13 protein-coding genes are annotated in these 15,234 nt (G+C 65.1%); 11 read left to right on the forward strand and 2 right to left on the reverse strand.

Annotated features, from left to right (window positions below; translation table 11 throughout):
* Positions 1-41 precede the first annotated feature (41 nt).
* Positions 42-569: a YhbY family RNA-binding protein gene (locus R9B84_RS06635; protein WP_423759674.1), complete on the reverse strand. Its 528-nt coding sequence runs from the start codon at positions 567-569 to the stop codon at positions 42-44.
* A gap of 193 nt (positions 570-762) precedes the next feature.
* On the opposite strand from R9B84_RS06635, the gene R9B84_RS06640 reads away from it, so the two are divergent.
* The 11 genes from R9B84_RS06640 to phoR all read left to right on the forward strand — a co-directional run bounded on the left by R9B84_RS06640 (position 763) and on the right by phoR (position 13,001).
* Entirely contained in the window at positions 763-1,425 is a 663-nt protein-coding gene (locus tag R9B84_RS06640; protein WP_034183277.1) for an RlmE family RNA methyltransferase, read from the forward strand.
* Between the two features lie 166 nt (positions 1,426-1,591).
* On the forward strand, positions 1,592-3,490 hold the full coding sequence (gene ftsH, locus R9B84_RS06645) for an ATP-dependent zinc metalloprotease FtsH (RefSeq protein WP_423759675.1): 1,899 nt from the start codon (positions 1,592-1,594) through the stop codon (positions 3,488-3,490).
* A gap of 28 nt (positions 3,491-3,518) precedes the next feature.
* Entirely contained in the window at positions 3,519-4,460 is a 942-nt protein-coding gene (folP, locus tag R9B84_RS06650) for a dihydropteroate synthase (protein WP_423759676.1), read from the forward strand.
* A 28-nt stretch (positions 4,461-4,488) separates the two neighbouring features.
* Positions 4,489-5,844: a phosphoglucosamine mutase gene (gene glmM / locus R9B84_RS06655; protein ID WP_423759677.1), complete on the forward strand. Its 1,356-nt coding sequence runs from the start codon at positions 4,489-4,491 to the stop codon at positions 5,842-5,844.
* A gap of 453 nt (positions 5,845-6,297) precedes the next feature.
* Entirely contained in the window at positions 6,298-7,332 is a 1,035-nt protein-coding gene (pstS, locus tag R9B84_RS06660) for a phosphate ABC transporter substrate-binding protein PstS (protein ID WP_423759678.1), read from the forward strand.
* Between the two features lie 94 nt (positions 7,333-7,426).
* Positions 7,427-8,413 carry a phosphate ABC transporter permease PstC gene (gene pstC / locus R9B84_RS06665; RefSeq protein WP_423759679.1) on the forward strand — a complete coding sequence of 329 codons (987 nt, stop codon included), beginning with the start codon at positions 7,427-7,429 and terminating at the stop codon, positions 8,411-8,413.
* Positions 8,410-9,303 carry a phosphate ABC transporter permease PstA gene (gene pstA / locus R9B84_RS06670; RefSeq protein ID WP_423759680.1) on the forward strand — a complete coding sequence of 298 codons (894 nt, stop codon included), beginning with the start codon at positions 8,410-8,412 and terminating at the stop codon, positions 9,301-9,303. The genes pstC and pstA overlap by 4 nt, the downstream gene beginning before the upstream one ends.
* 15 nt (positions 9,304-9,318) lie before the next feature.
* The gene (gene pstB / locus R9B84_RS06675; RefSeq protein ID WP_423759681.1) at positions 9,319-10,167 is read left to right on the forward strand and encodes a phosphate ABC transporter ATP-binding protein PstB; all 849 of its coding nucleotides are present in this window, start codon (positions 9,319-9,321) and stop codon (positions 10,165-10,167) included.
* Between the two features lie 18 nt (positions 10,168-10,185).
* Complete coding sequence (phoU, locus tag R9B84_RS06680; RefSeq protein ID WP_047900356.1) at positions 10,186-10,890, forward strand: phosphate signaling complex protein PhoU; 705 nt, start codon at positions 10,186-10,188, stop codon at positions 10,888-10,890.
* Positions 10,891-10,922: 32 nt separating this feature from the next.
* Complete coding sequence (gene phoB / locus R9B84_RS06685; RefSeq protein WP_027787869.1) at positions 10,923-11,624, forward strand: phosphate regulon transcriptional regulator PhoB; 702 nt, start codon at positions 10,923-10,925, stop codon at positions 11,622-11,624.
* A gap of 57 nt (positions 11,625-11,681) precedes the next feature.
* Complete coding sequence (phoR, locus tag R9B84_RS06690; RefSeq protein ID WP_047900357.1) at positions 11,682-13,001, forward strand: phosphate regulon sensor histidine kinase PhoR; 1,320 nt, start codon at positions 11,682-11,684, stop codon at positions 12,999-13,001.
* 119 nt (positions 13,002-13,120) lie between these two features.
* On the opposite strand, the gene ppk1 is transcribed toward phoR, so the two are convergent.
* Positions 13,121-15,184, reverse strand: a complete 2,064-nt coding sequence (gene ppk1, locus R9B84_RS06695; protein ID WP_423759682.1) for a polyphosphate kinase 1 — start codon at positions 15,182-15,184, stop codon at positions 13,121-13,123.
* Positions 15,185-15,234 lie beyond the last annotated feature (50 nt).

Consider the following 15,234-nt stretch of genomic DNA (forward strand, 5'->3'; position numbering starts at 1 on the left):
CGGGCAGCGCGGCACGGTGTGACCCGTGCCGCGGACGCGTTTTACTTGTCCTGGAACGGCCGCTTGGTGCTTGCCTGGCGCTTTTTCGCGCGCTTCACGTTGCCGCCCGCCGTCACGCGCTCGTTGCCGCGCACGACGACCTTCGTCGGCTTCGGGCGACGCACGGGGCTCGCGTTCGGCGACACCTTGACGACCTTGACCGTGCGCGGTGCGCGGCCTTTCCTGTCGTCGACGGCTTCGGCCGCGCTCGGCAGCGTGCCGGCGCGACGGCCGCGGGCCGGAGCCGCCGCGGCGGCCTCGGGTTTCCAGATCACCAGCAGCTTGCCGATGTGCTGGATCGGCGCCGCGCTCAGGCGGTCGCAGATCTCGTCGTAGATCGCGACGCGCTCGTCGCGTTCGTCGCCGAACACGCGGATCTTGATGAGCTGGTGCGCGGCGAGGTGCACCTTGATTTCCTTCAGCACGGCGTCGGTCAGCCCTTCGGCGCCGATCAGCACGACGGGCTTGAGCGCATGGGCCTGGGAGCGCAGCGCGGAGCGCTCGGCGGGAGAAAGCGAAAGGGCGGGCATGGAAATGTCGAAATCTAAATAGGGGCACGCGGCCTGAAAAACGATCGCGGGAAGTTACCGCGTCAGCCGTGCGCCGAAACCACGTAAAATCGCGGCTTGGGCCTGAAAAGGGGCCGCAGCCGCGCGAAGAAGACGCGTATTATCCGCTAAAAGCGCGGCTTCACGAAGCAAATGGCAGCAATCTCTCTCTCGAATGGCAAAAAACCGCTTTAACCAGCACTGGCTGCACGACCACATCAACGACCCGTACGTCAAAATGGCGCAGCGGGAGGGCTATCGCGCGCGTGCCGCGTACAAGCTGAAGGAAATCGACGAGCAGGACAAGCTGGTCCGTCCGGGCCAGGTGATCGTCGATCTCGGCGCGACGCCGGGCAGCTGGAGCCAGTATGCCCGCAACAAGCTCGCGCAGGGCAAGAAGCGCGACACCGAGCGCGAAGGCGGCATCGACGGCACGATCATCGCGCTCGACCTGCTGCCGATGGAGCCCATCGCCGACGTCCACTTCATCCAGGGCGACTTCCGCGAGGACGAAGTCCTGCACCAGCTCGAGGAAGTGCTCGAAGGGCGCGCGGTAGACCTTGTTATTTCGGACATGGCCCCCAACCTCTCCGGCGTGGCCTCGGCGGACGCGGCGCGCATCGAGCATCTCTGCGATCTGGCGCTCGAATTCGCGCAGAACCATCTGAAGCCGGACGGTGCGTTGCTCGTGAAATGCTTTCACGGCAGCGGCTACAGCCAGATCGTCGAGAAATTCAAACAGCAGTTTAAGACCGTCGCGCCGCGCAAGCCCAAGGCGTCCCGCGACAAATCGTCCGAAACGTTCATTTTGGGTCGGCATCTGAAGCATCCGCGCTGACGCGGAGCGGAGTGCCGGAAACGGGCTCCGGCCCTTGCCAGACAAGCGAAGCGCTATCGCGGCGGTTGTCAATGCTTATGGCGAGGGTGGTCGGACTGGATTAGAATGACCGAGGGGCGCCGCAAGGAAAATGTAGGCGCTCGTCTACGAGTGAAGGAGTGGTGCTTTGAACAACAATATGTTTTCGAAGGCAGCGGTGTGGCTAGTGATCGCACTGGTGCTGTTTACGGTGTTCAAGCAGTTCGACAAGCCCCGCGTTCAGGAAGGCGTGTCCTATTCGCAGTTCATGGACGACGCCAAGAACGGCAAGGTCAAGAACGTCATCGTTCAGGGGCGCAACCTCACCGTCACTCCGGCTGATGGCCAGAAATACCAGATCGTGTCGCCCGGCGACATCTGGATGGTCGGCGATCTGATGAAGTACGGCGTGCAGGTCAGCGGCAAGGCCGACGACGAGCCGAACGCGCTGATGTCCGCGCTGTACTACCTCGGGCCGACGATCCTGATCATCGTGTTCTGGTTCTACATGATGAGGCAGATGCAGGGCGGCGGCAAAGGCGGTGCCTTCTCGTTCGGCAAGTCGCGAGCGCGGCTGATCGACGAGAACAACAACGCGGTGAACTTCTCCGACGTCGCGGGCTGCGACGAAGCGAAGGAAGAAGTGTCCGAGCTGGTCGACTTCCTGCGCGATCCGCAGAAATTCCAGAAGCTGGGTGGCCGCATTCCGCGCGGCGTGCTGCTCGTCGGCCCGCCGGGTACCGGTAAGACGCTGCTCGCTCGCGCGATCGCGGGTGAAGCGAAGGTGCCGTTCTTCAGCATCTCGGGTTCTGACTTCGTCGAAATGTTCGTCGGCGTCGGCGCGGCCCGTGTGCGCGACATGTTCGAGCAGGCGAAGAAGCATGCACCGTGCATCGTGTTCATCGACGAAATCGACGCGGTCGGCCGTCATCGCGGCGCCGGCATGGGCGGCGGCAACGACGAACGCGAGCAGACGCTGAACCAGATGCTCGTCGAGATGGACGGCTTCGAGGCGAACTCGGGCGTGATCGTGATCGCCGCGACCAACCGTTCCGACGTGCTCGACAAGGCGCTGCTGCGTCCGGGCCGTTTCGACCGCCAGGTCTACGTCGGTCTGCCGGACATCCGCGGCCGCGAACAGATCATGCGCGTGCACCTGCGCAAGGTACCGATCGCGAACGACGTCGACGCGGCAGTCATCGCACGCGGCACGCCGGGCTTCTCGGGCGCCGATCTCGCGAACCTCGTGAACGAGGCTGCGCTGTTCGCCGCACGCCGCGGCAAGCGCATCGTCGAGATGCAGGATTTCGAGGACGCGAAGGACAAGATCTTCATGGGTCCGGAGCGCAAGTCGGCCGTGATCCGCGAAGAAGCGAAGCGCGCGACCGCTTACCACGAGTCGGGCCACGCGGTGGTCGCGAAGCTGCTGCCGAAGGCCGACCCCGTGCACAAGGTCACGATCATCCCGCGCGGCCGAGCACTGGGTGTCACGTGGCAGTTGCCGGAGCATGACAACGAAACGTACTCGAAGGACTACCTGCTGGACCGCCTCGCGATCCTGTTCGGTGGCCGGGTGGCGGAAGAGCTGTTCATGAATCTCGTCAGCACCGGCGCATCGGACGACTTCAACAAGGCAACGCAGACGGCGCGCGCGATGGTCGCCCGCTTCGGCATGACCGATGCGCTCGGACCGATGGTCTACGTCGACGACGAAAACGATGCGTCGCCGTTCGGCCGCGGCTTCACGCGCACGATTTCGGAAGCGACGCAGCAGAAGGTCGATTCGGAAATCCGCCGCGTGCTGGACGATCAGTACAACCTCGCGCGGCGCCTGCTGGACGAAAACCGCGACAAGGTCGAAGCGATGACGGCCGCGCTGATGGAGTGGGAGACGATCGACGCCGATCAGATCAACGACATCATGGAAGGCCGTCCGCCGCGCTCGCCGAAGAGCTCGCCGGCAGTCGGCGGCGATTCGTCGGGCGGTGGCAGCAGCGCCGAGGTCAAGCCCGGCACCGCGCCGGCGCCTGCTTCGCCGGCGGCATAACCTCCGCTTTAGCACCGTTCACGGGCTGGTGTGGCTTCACACCGGCCCGTTTTGCATTCATCCACGTCAGTCGCTCGTGTCCGATTCTGCTGTTTCTCCATCCATTCCCGCGCCGCTCCAGTGCGGCCGCTTCGCACTGACGTTCGAGCGCCCGCTCGTGATGGGCATTCTCAACGCCACGCCCGATTCGTTCTCCGACGGCGGCCGCTTCCTCGCGCGTGACGATGCGCTGCGCCAGGCCGAGCGGATGATCGCCGAGGGCGCGGACCTCCTCGATATCGGTGGCGAATCGACGCGCCCCGGCGCGCCACCCGTGCCGCTCGACGAGGAACTGGCGCGCGTGATTCCGCTCGTCGAGGCGCTGCGACCGCTGAACGTGCCGCTGTCGATCGACACCTACAAGCCGGCCGTGATGCGCGCGGCGCTGGCCGCCGGCGCGGACCTGATCAACGACATCTGGGGGTTCCGCCAGCCGGGCGCGATCGACGCGGTGCGCGACGGCAACTGCGGGTTGTGCGCGATGCACATGCTCGGCGAGCCGCAGACGATGCAGGTCGGCGAGCCCGACTACGACGACGTCGTGACCGACGTGCGCGAGTTTCTCGCCGCGCGCGCGCAGGCACTGCGCGACGCGGGCGTTGCGCCGGAGCGGATCTGCGTGGATCCCGGATTCGGGTTCGGCAAGGCGGTCGTCGAAGACAACTATGCGCTGCTGGCCGCGTTGCCGGACACGACGCCCGCGCGGCCCGACGGGCGCGCTTATCCGATTCTCGCGGGCATGTCGCGCAAGTCGATGCTCGGCGCGGTGATCGGCGGCAAGCCGCCGATGGAGCGCGTCGCGGCGAGCGTGGCAGCCGCGTTGTGCGCGGTCGAGCGCGGTGCGGCGATCGTGCGCGTGCACGACGTCGCGGCGACGGTCGATGCACTGAAAGTGTGGAATGCCGTGCGCGAAGCCGCGCGGCAACGATAAGTCAGAAGACGAAGGAGGAAGATTCGCTATGGGACGTCGATATTTCGGCACGGACGGCATTCGCGGCACGGTGGGCGAGGCGCCCATCACGCCGGATTTCGTATTGCGCCTCGGCTACGCGGCCGGCAAGGTGCTGACCAGCTCGGCCGACGTCGCGGCAGGCTCGCGTCCGACTGTGCTGATCGGCAAGGACACGCGCGTGTCGGGCTACATGCTCGAAGCCGCGCTCGAGGCCGGTTTCTCGGCGGCCGGCGTCGACGTGATGCTGGCCGGCCCGATGCCGACGCCGGGCGTCGCGTATCTGACGCGCGCGCTGCGCCTGTCGGCCGGTGTCGTGATCAGCGCGTCGCACAACCCGTATCACGACAACGGGATCAAGTTTTTCTCCGCTGACGGCAACAAGCTGCCCGACGACACCGAAGCCGCGATCGAAGCGTGGCTCGACAAGCCGCTCGAATGCGCGTCGTCCGACGGCCTCGGCAAGGCGCGCCGCCTCGACGACGCAGCCGGCCGCTACATCGAGTTCTGCAAGAGCACGTTCCCGGCCGCGTTCGACCTGCGCGGGCTGAAGCTCGTGATCGATTGCGCGCATGGTGCCGCGTACCAGATCGCACCGCACGTGTTCCACGAACTCGGCGCGGACGTGATTCCGATCGGCGTCGCGCCGAACGGCTTCAACATCAACGACGGCGTTGGCGCGACGGCGCCCGACGCACTGGTGCGCGCGGTGCGTGCGAACCACGCCGATCTCGGCATTGCGCTCGACGGCGATGCGGACCGCCTGCAGGTCGTCGATGCGACCGGGCGCCTGTACAACGGCGACGAGCTCCTCTATGTACTCGTGAAGGACCGGATCGCGACCGACGGCAAGGTCGAAGGCGCGGTCGGCACGCTGATGACGAACCTCGCCGTCGAAGTCGCGCTGCAGCGCGACGGCGTGAAGTTCGTCCGCGCAGCAGTCGGCGACCGCTACGTGCTCGAGCAGTTGCGCGAGCACGGCTGGCAGCTCGGCGCGGAAGGCTCGGGCCACATCCTGTCGCTCGACCGGCACTCGACCGGCGACGGCATCGTGTCGGCGCTGCTCGTGCTCGCCGCGCTGAAGCGCAGCGGCCGAACGCTCGCGCAGATGCTCGATGGCGTCACGCTGTTCCCGCAGAAGCTGATCAACGTGCGGATGAAGCCGGGCGCCGACTGGAAGGGCAGCACGTCGATTCGCGCTGCGATCGATGCAGCCGAAGCCGCGCTCGCCGGCAGCGGCCGCGTGCTGATCCGCGCATCGGGCACCGAGCCCGTGCTGCGCGTGATGGTCGAAGCGGAGCAGGCGGCCGATGCAGTCCGCCATGCGGAGACGATTGCCGACGCGGTGCGCGCGGCGACGACCTGACGCATAGTATCGGCGCGCGGCGGTCCTGCCGCCCGCGCGCCGGCTCTCCGGTGAACCGGCATGCGGCGCCTTCGGGGCGCCGCAATTTCGTCAGACGCAAAGGTTTGCGATACCTATAGCGTGTCGCGTCGACCACGCATCGCCTGACCGAAGATTTCTTCCGACCCCCGATATTGCGCCCATCGTGGGCAGGGGCTTCCCGTGCCGTAGACGCTGCGCTACGATCCGCCGGCGCACCCGAAAACGGGTGTCTGCCCCGTCCTCGCCAGGCCGGCAATTCTTGCCGCCAACGCCGTTCCGGTGCCGCCCGGGCACCGCCCGCGCCGCACCCAATACTCCCTTTCAACCAGTCATGTTACTGTCACGCCAGTTTCATCGATTGTCACATTACCGTCATGAGGAGCCCCTAACCTTCGCGGTGCCGTAGTCATCCGCTCACACACTGGAGGTCTCATGAAATTGATGCAAACCGCGATTGCCGGCCTGGCTGGCGCGCTTTTCGCCGTTGCCGCGCAAGCTGCCGACATCACGGGCGCAGGCAGCACGTTCGCGATGCCGATCTATACGAAATGGGCTGCCGACTACCAGCAGTCCGGCGGTTCGAAGGTCAACTACCAGGGTATCGGTTCGTCGGGCGGCCTGAAGCAGATCGTCGCGAAGACGGTCGATTTTGCCGGTTCGGACGCTCCGCTGAAGGATGACGAGCTCGCGAAGGAAGGCCTGTTCCAGTTCCCGACGGTGGTGGGCGGCGTGGTGCCGGTCGTCAACGTCCCGGGCGTGAAGGCCGGTGAACTGACGCTGTCGGGCCCGGTGCTCGGCGACATCTACCTCGGCAAGATCAAGAAGTGGAACGACCCGGCGATCGCCGCGCTGAACCCGAAGGTCAAGCTGCCGGATACGGACATCGCCGTGGTTCGCCGCGCTGACGGCTCGGGCACGAGCTTCATCTGGACGAACTACCTGTCGAAGGTCAACGACGAGTGGAAGTCGAAGATCGGCGAAGGCACGACGGTCAACTGGCCGACGGGCACGGGCGGCAAGGGCAACGACGGCGTCGCAGCCTTCGTGCAGCGCCTGCCGGGCGCGATCGGCTACGTCGAATGGGCGTACGCGAAGAAGAACAACATGACCTACACCGCGCTGAAGAACTCGACGGGCACGGTGGTCGAGCCGAAGGCGGAAACGTTCAAGGCTGCAGCCGCCGGCGCGAACTGGTCGAAGTCGTTCTACCAGATCCTGACGAACCAGCCGGGCAAGGAAGCATGGCCGGTCGTCGGCGCGACGTTCGTGCTGCTGCACGCGAAGCAGGAGAAGCCGGAGCAGGGCGCGGAAACGCTGAAGTTCTTCAGCTGGGCGTTCAAGAATGGCGAGAAGGCAGCCGACAGCCTCGACTACATCTCGCTGCCGTCGACGGTCGAGACGGAAATCCGCAAGCAGTGGAAGGCGAAGGTGACGGACGCATCGGGCAAGCCGGTCGCCGCCGAGTAAGCATTGCAGCGGTTCGCTGCCCGGCCGCGCCGGTCGGGCAGTGTGTGCGGTAAAGCCGGGCGTTACGGCGCCCGGCACTCAAAAGCAGGCACCCATGTCTGATATTTCCTATACGTCCTCACGGTCTGCCGACGGTTCATCGCAACGCGCGCCGAGCCGTCTCGGGGACGTTGTGTTCGGCGGCCTCGCACGGCTCGCCGCGATCGTGACCCTGCTGCTGCTGGGCGGGATCATCGTTTCCCTGATCATTGCGTCGATGCCGACCATCCAGAAGTTCGGCCTCGGCTTCCTGTGGCAATCCGAGTGGGATCCCAACTCGGACATCTACGGCGCACTCGTGCCGATCTACGGCACGATCGTGACGTCGGTCATTGCGCTCGTCATCGCGGTGCCCGTCAGTTTCGGCATCGCACTGTTCCTCACCGAATTGTCGCCCGTGTGGCTGCGCCGTCCGCTCGGCATCGCGATCGAGTTGCTCGCCGCGATTCCGTCGATCGTGTACGGCATGTGGGGGCTGCTCGTGTTCGCGCCGATCTTCGCCGAATACTTCCAGAAGCCGCTCGGCCATCTGCTCAAGGACGTGTGGGTGCTCGGGCCGCTGACGTCCGGCCCGCCGATCGGCATCGGCATCCTCGCGGCCGGCGTGATTCTCGCGATCATGATCATCCCGTACATCGCATCGGTGATGCGCGACGTGTTCGAGGTCACGCCCGTGCTGCTGAAGGAATCGGCATACGGGATCGGCTGCACGACCTGGGAAGTGATGTGGAAGGTCGTGCTGCCCTATACGAAGACCGGCGTGATCGGCGGCGTGATGCTCGGCCTCGGCCGCGCACTCGGCGAAACGATGGCCGTGACGTTCGTGATCGGCAACACGAACCTGCTCGACAGCGTGTCGCTGTTCGCGCCGGGCAACAGCATCACGTCGGCGCTCGCGAACGAATTCGCGGAAGCGCAACCGGGCCTGCATACGTCCGCGCTGATGGAACTGGGCCTGATCCTGTTCGTGATCACGTTCATCGTGCTGTCCATCTCCAAACTGCTGCTGCTTCGTCTCGAGAAGGGAGAGGGCAAGAAATGAGCGAGCCCATCATGAATTTCCCGGGGCCGAACGGCGCCGTGCTCGAAGCGATGCGCGAGCGCCTGCAGCGCAAGCGCAAGGTCGTCAACGCGATCGCGCTCGCCGCATCGCTCGGCGCAATGGCATTCGGCCTGGTGTGGCTCGTGTGGATCCTGTACACGACGCTGCACCTCGGTATCGGCGGCCTGTCGCTGCAGCTGTTCACCGAATCGACGCCGGCACCGAACACCGAAGGCGGCGGTCTCGCGAACGCGATCGTCGGCAGCCTGCTGCTGTGCGGTTTCGGCACGCTGGTCGGCACGCCGATCGGCATCCTTGCGGGCGTCTATCTGGCCGAGTACGGGCAGAAGAACCTGCTGGCGAGCACGATCCGCTTCATCAACGACATCCTGCTGTCCGCGCCGTCGATCGTCATCGGCCTGTTCGTGTACGCGCTTGTCGTCGCGAAGTCGGGGCGCTTCTCGGGCTGGGCCGGCGTGATCGCGCTCGCGCTGCTGCAGATTCCGATCGTGATCCGCACGACCGAGAACATGCTGAAGCTCGTGCCGAACGCGCTGCGCGAAGCAGCCTTCGCGCTCGGCACGCCGAAGTGGCGAATGGTGCTGAAGATCACGCTGCGCGCCTCGGTGGGCGGCATCATCACGGGCGTGCTGCTGGCGGTTGCGCGGATCGCCGGCGAAACGGCGCCGCTACTGTTCACCGCGCTGTCGAACCAGTTCTTCTCGTGGGACATGAGCCAGCCGATGGCGAACCTGCCCGTCACGATCTACAAGTTCGCGATGAGCCCGTTCGCGGAATGGCAGTCGCTCGCGTGGGCGGGCGTGTTCCTGATTACGCTCGGGGTGCTCGGACTCAACATCCTGGCGCGCTCGATCTTCTCGAAAAAGTAACGGCGGAGCGATCCGATGAATATGGCAGAAAGCCACCTGAACCCCGTCGAGCGCACCGCAGCGCCCGCCGGCACGCAAGACGCGGCGCACGGCCGCCCGCTCGCGCCGCTGAACGCGAAGATCGAGGTCAATAACCTCAACTTCTTCTACAACAAGTTCCATGCGCTGAAGAACATCAACCTGCGCATTCCCGACGGGAAGGTGACGGCGTTCATCGGCCCGTCGGGCTGCGGCAAGTCGACGCTGCTGCGCACGTTCAACAAGATGTTCGCGCTCTATCCGGAGCAGCGCGCCGAAGGCGAAATCCTGATGGACGGCGAGAACCTGCTGACGACGAAGCGCGACATCTCGCTGCTGCGCGCGCGCATCGGCATGGTGTTCCAGAAGCCGACCCCGTTCCCGATGTCGATCTACGACAACATCGCGTTCGGCGTGAAGATGTTCGAAAAGCTCACGCGCTCGGAAATGGACGACCGCGTCGAGTGGGCGCTCACGAAGGCCGCGCTGTGGAACGAAGTGAAGGACAAGCTGGGCCAGAGCGGCTACGGCCTGTCGGGCGGCCAGCAGCAGCGTCTGTGCATCGCGCGCGGCATCGCGATCCGTCCGGAAGTGCTGCTGCTCGACGAACCGTGCTCGGCGCTCGACCCGATCTCGACGGGCCGCATCGAGGAACTGATCGCGGAGCTGAAGAGCGACTACACGGTCGTGATCGTCACGCACAACATGCAGCAGGCCGCACGCTGCTCGGATTACACGGCCTACATGTACCTGGGCGAGCTGATCGAGTTCGGCGAAACCGAAAAGATCTTCATCAAGCCGGTGCGCAAGGAAACGGAAGACTACATCACCGGCCGCTTCGGCTGATGACGGAGAACAACAGCCATGTCGGATAAACATCTGTCGAGCCAGTTCGACGCGGACCTGAATGCCGTGTCGTCGAAAGTGCTGGAAATGGGCGGGCTCGTCGAGTCGCAGATCGTCGGCGCGATGCACGCACTCAACGAATTCGATCGCGAAGCGGCCGAGAAGGTGATCACGGCCGAGGAAACGCTGAACGCGATGGAAGTCGACATCGACCAGGAATGCGGCAACATCATCGCGCGGAGGCAGCCTGCCGCGCGCGACCTGCGTCTTTTGATGTCGATTTCGAAAACGATTACGAACCTCGAACGCGCCGGCGACGAAGCCGAGAAGATCGCGAAGCGCGTGCGCCGCCTGGTCGACGAGCCGGCCGCACGCACGGTCAACATCGCCGAGATCAAGGTGTCGGGCGAGATGGCCGTGACGATCCTGCGCCGCGCGCTCGACGCGTTCGCGCGCCTCGACACGGTGGCCGCCGCGCAGATCGTCAAGGACGACAAGGAAATCGACCTGGAATTCCGCGCGTTCGTGCGCAAGCTCGTGTCGTACATGCAGGAAGATCCGCGCACGATCTCGGTCGGCCTCGAATACCTGTTCATCGCGAAGGCGATCGAACGGATCGGCGACCACGCGAAGAACATCGCCGAATTCATCATCTACATCGTGAAGGGCACGGACGTCCGGCACCAGCCGCGCGACACGCTCGATCGCGAAGCCAACAGTTAACGCCACCACGTACAGGAAGAAAAGAGGTGCCGATGCCCAGCAACATTCTCGTCGTTGAAGATGAGCCCGCGATTTCCGAACTGATCTCGGTGAATCTCCAGCACGCCGGTCACTGCCCGATCCGCGCGTACAACGCCGAACAGGCGCAGAACCTGATCAGCGACGTGCTGCCCGATCTCGTGCTGCTCGACTGGATGCTGCCGGGCAAGTCCGGTATCGCGTTCGCGCGCGACCTGCGCAACAACGAACGGACCAAACACATCCCGATCATCATGCTGACCGCACGCGGCGACGAGCAGGACAAGGTGCTCGGCCTCGAGATCGGTGCGGACGACTACGTGACGAAGCCGTTCTCGCCGAAGGAACTGATGGCGCGCATCAAGGCCGTGCTGCGCCGTCGCGCGCCGCAATTGACCGAGGATGTCGTGTCGATCAACGGGCTGCGCCTCGACCCGGCCACGCATCGGGTCGCCGCGCATGCGGAAGGCAGCGAGATCAAGCTCGATCTCGGCCCGACCGAATTCCGCCTGCTGCATTTCTTCATGACGCATCCGGAGCGTGTGCACAGCCGCACGCAACTGCTCGACCAGGTGTGGGGCGACCACGTGTTCGTCGAAGAGCGAACCGTCGACGTGCACATCAAACGATTGCGCGCGGCCTTGAAACCGGCAGGCTGCGATGCGATGATCGAGACCGTGCGCGGCAGCGGCTACCGGCTCGCCAAGCACGCGTAACGTATCCGGACATGCCGTGTGCCACGGCATGCCGCTCATTCTTTCGGGCGCTGAATCATGAACATCATCTGGGCGCGCTTTCTGGTGTCGCTCGTGCTGCTCGTGCTGATCGGCGTATTGGTCGGCGTCTTCGCCGGCCCGACCGCGGGCCTCGTGTTCGTGGCCGTGATGCTGATCGCACAGGGCTTTTTCAGTACCTTCCATACGCAGCGTCTGTGGCGGCTGCTCGATGCGCCCGTCTACGGTGAAGTGCCGAGCGCGCCGGGCATCTGGGGCGAGATCTACTACCGGCTGCACAAGCTCGCGAAGCAGTGGCATGCGCAGGTGCGGCAGGTCGAACAGCAGCATTCGCGTTTCATCCAGGCGATCCAGGCCTCGCCGAACGGCGTCGCGATGCTCGACGACCACGACCAGATCGAGTGGTGCAACGAGATTGCGGAGGTTCATTTCGGCCTCGATGCGAAGCGCGACCTGCGCCAGCACATCACGAACCTGGTGCGCCATCCCGAATTCGTCCGCTACCTGAATGCGCAGCATTACGACGAGACGCTCGTGATGCGCGGCATGGGCGGCTCGCGGCAGAACGTGCTGGCCGTGCAGGTGTTTCCGTACGGCGAGAACCGCAAGCTGCTGCTGACGCAGGACATCACCGAGCTCGAGCGTACCGATGCGATGCGGCGCGACTTCGTCGCGAACGTGTCGCATGAATTGAAGACGCCGCTCACCGTGCTGTCGGGCTTCCTCGAGACGATGCGCGAGCTGCCGCTGAACGAGGAAGACCGCGCGCGCTATCTCGACATGATGGAGCAGCAGGCATCGCGGATGCGGCACATCGTGACCGACCTGCTGGTGCTCGCGAAGCTGGAGGGCGAGAGCAAGCCTCCGGCCGATCGCGCGATCGACATGCGCGCCGTGTTCGACCATCTGAGGGAGGATGCGCAGACGCTGTCGAACGGGCATCACGACATCGCGTTCTCGATCGACGAGACGCTCGGCGTCACGGGCGCGCAGACGGAGTTGTTCAGCGCGTTCGCGAATCTCGTCACGAACGCGATCCGCTATACGCCGGACGGCGGCAAGATCGTCGTGACGTGGCGCCGCGAAGGCGCGCAGGGCGTGTTTTCCGTCACGGACAGCGGCTTCGGTATTCCGGCCGCCGACCTGCCGCGGCTGACCGAGCGCTTCTATCGCGTCGACCGCAGCCGCTCGCGCGATACGGGCGGCACGGGGCTCGGGCTTGCGATCGTCAAGCACGTGCTGCAGCGGCACGACGCGCACCTGTACGTGCAGAGCGAAGAAGGGCGCGGCAGCACGTTCACCGCGCGGTTCCCGGGCTCGCGCATCATCGCGATCCGGCCGGCCACGTACGAGGCATGATCGTGTAACGGCAGTCGTCGCCCGTTCGGCGGGCGGCGGCATGCAAGGTCCAAAAAAACGCAGCCGGAGCTGCGTTTTTTATTGGCCGTGCGGCGCACGACTCGCGCCGCGCCGCAGGCTCACGAGCAGAACTTTGCGAGCAACCCGAGCTGCGCGTTGCGGATCGTCTTGCCTGCGCGGCGCCGGCGGTAATGACCATCGCTGAGCATCTGCCAGGCCGACTGGTTGTCGCCGAGACATACCGACAGGCCTTCGGCGATCACGCGCCGCTTGAGCTTGCGCTCGCGGATCGGGAACGCGACTTCGACGCGGCGGAACAGGTTGCGGTCCATCCAGTCGGCGCTCGACAGATAGACGTCTTCCGCACCGCCCGCGTGGAAATAGTAGATCCGGTGATGCTCGAGGAAGCGGCCGACGATCGAGCGCACCGTGATGTTTTCCGACAGCCCCGGCACGCCGGGCTTCAGTGCGCAGACGCCGCGCACGATCAGGTCGACCTTCACGCCGGCCTGCGACGCTTCGTACAGCGCGGCGATCACCGTCGGCTCCAGCAGCGCGTTCATTTTCGCGACGACGCGCGCGCGCTTGCCGGCACGCGCATTGTCGATCTCCGCGCGGATCGCTTCGATGATGCGCGGATGCAGCGTGAACGGCGACTGCCACAGCTCGTGCAGCGTGAGTTCGCCGCCGATCCCGGTCAACTGCTGGAATACGTGATGGACGTCCTCGCAGATCTTCTGGTCGGCCGTCATCAGCCCGAAGTCGGTGTAGAGGCGCGCCGTGCGCGGGTGGTAGTTGCCGGTGCCGAGGTGCACGTAGCGGCGCAGCGTCGCCTTGCCGGCCTGCACGACGCGCCGCACGATCAGCATCATCTTCGCGTGGCACTTGTGACCGACCACGCCGTACACGACGTGCGCGCCGACGGCTTCGAGCTGCGACGCCCAGTTGATGTTGGTTTCCTCGTCGAAGCGTGCGAGCAGCTCGACAACGACGGTCACTTCCTTGCCGTTGCGCGCGGCTTCCATCAGCGCGTCCATCAGCGGCGAATCGGTGCCGGTGCGGTAGATCGTCTGCTTGATCGCGACGACGCTCGGGTCCTTCGCGGCCTCCTGCAGCAGTTCGAGCACGGGCTGGAAGCTCTCGTACGGGTGGTGCAGTAGGATGTCGCCGTCGTCGATCGCATCGAACATCGTCGGCGCGTTCGCAATCGCGGGCGGGGTCGATGCGGTGAACGGCGCGAATTTCAGGTCGGGGCGGTCGACGAGATCGGGAATCTGCATCAGGCGCACGAGGTTCACCGACCCGGTCACGCGATAGCAGTCCTTGTCGCCGAGTTCGCTTTCCTCGAGCAGGCGTCGCACGATGTGCGTCGGCGTGTCGGCCGACACCTCGAGGCGCACCGCGTTGCCGAGGTGACGTGCGGGCAGTTCGCCCTGCAGTGCGACGCGCAGGTTGGTGATTTCGTCCTCGTCGACGAACAGTTCGCTGTTGCGCGTGATGCGGAACTGGTTGCAGCTCTTCACGACGAGTTGCGGGAAGAGTTCGCCGACGAAGCGCTGCATGAACGAGCTCAGCAGCACGAAGCCGTGCTCGAAGCCCGACAGCGCATGCGGCATGCGCACCACGCGCGGCAGCGCGCGCGGCGCCTGCACGATGCCCATCACGGCCTGGCGGCCGAACGCGTCGCGGCCTTCGAGCTCGACGACGAAGTTCAGGCTCTTGTTCAGCACGCGCGGGAACGGGTGGGCCGGATCGAGGCCGATCGGCGTCAGCACGGGCAACAGTTCGTCGAGGAAGTAGCGTCGCGCCCATTCGAGCTGCTCGTCGTTCCACGTGTCGCTCGCATGGAAGTAGATGCCTTCCTGTTCGAGCGCGGGCAGCACGGTTTCGTGCAGCATCGTGTACTGTCGATGGACGAGCCGTTGCGCGCGTTCGACGACGAGATCGTAAGCATGCTGTAACGACATGCCGTCGGGCGTCAGCGCGCCGGGATTGTCGCGGATCTGCTCCTGAATGCCGGCCATCCGGACTTCGAAGAATTCGTCGAGGTTGCTGCTGGTGATGCAGATGAAGCGAAGACGCTCGAGCAACGGAACCTGCGGATCGGCTGCTTGGGCCAGCACGCGCTCGTTGAAACCGAGGATGCCGAGTTCACGATTGAGAAGCGGGTAACGGACGGACATCGGCAGAGTAGGGGGTGATTCAGGCGATGATTCGAAAGGACGCTCGGAAA

Origin of the sequence: Burkholderia sp. NLJ2, from assembly GCF_049487195.1 — a bacterium.
In the GTDB taxonomy this organism is placed as follows: Bacteria; Pseudomonadota; Gammaproteobacteria; order Burkholderiales; family Burkholderiaceae; genus Burkholderia; species Burkholderia pyrrocinia.

Coding starts and splice junctions, on each gene's coding strand:
- R9B84_RS06635 (WP_423759674.1), bottom strand. CDS start 569: ATGCCCGCCCTTTCGCTTTCTCCCGCCGAGCGCTCCGCGCTGCGCTCC.
- R9B84_RS06640 (WP_034183277.1), top strand. CDS start 763: ATGGCAAAAAACCGCTTTAACCAGCACTGGCTGCACGACCACATCAAC.
- glmM (WP_423759677.1), top strand. CDS start 4,489: ATGGGACGTCGATATTTCGGCACGGACGGCATTCGCGGCACGGTGGGC.
- pstS (WP_423759678.1), top strand. CDS start 6,298: ATGAAATTGATGCAAACCGCGATTGCCGGCCTGGCTGGCGCGCTTTTC.
- pstC (WP_423759679.1), top strand. CDS start 7,427: ATGTCTGATATTTCCTATACGTCCTCACGGTCTGCCGACGGTTCATCG.
- pstA (WP_423759680.1), top strand. CDS start 8,410: ATGAGCGAGCCCATCATGAATTTCCCGGGGCCGAACGGCGCCGTGCTC.
- pstB (WP_423759681.1), top strand. CDS start 9,319: ATGAATATGGCAGAAAGCCACCTGAACCCCGTCGAGCGCACCGCAGCG.
- phoU (WP_047900356.1), top strand. CDS start 10,186: ATGTCGGATAAACATCTGTCGAGCCAGTTCGACGCGGACCTGAATGCC.
- phoB (WP_027787869.1), top strand. CDS start 10,923: ATGCCCAGCAACATTCTCGTCGTTGAAGATGAGCCCGCGATTTCCGAA.
- phoR (WP_047900357.1), top strand. CDS start 11,682: ATGAACATCATCTGGGCGCGCTTTCTGGTGTCGCTCGTGCTGCTCGTG.
- ppk1 (WP_423759682.1), bottom strand. CDS start 15,184: ATGTCCGTCCGTTACCCGCTTCTCAATCGTGAACTCGGCATCCTCGGT.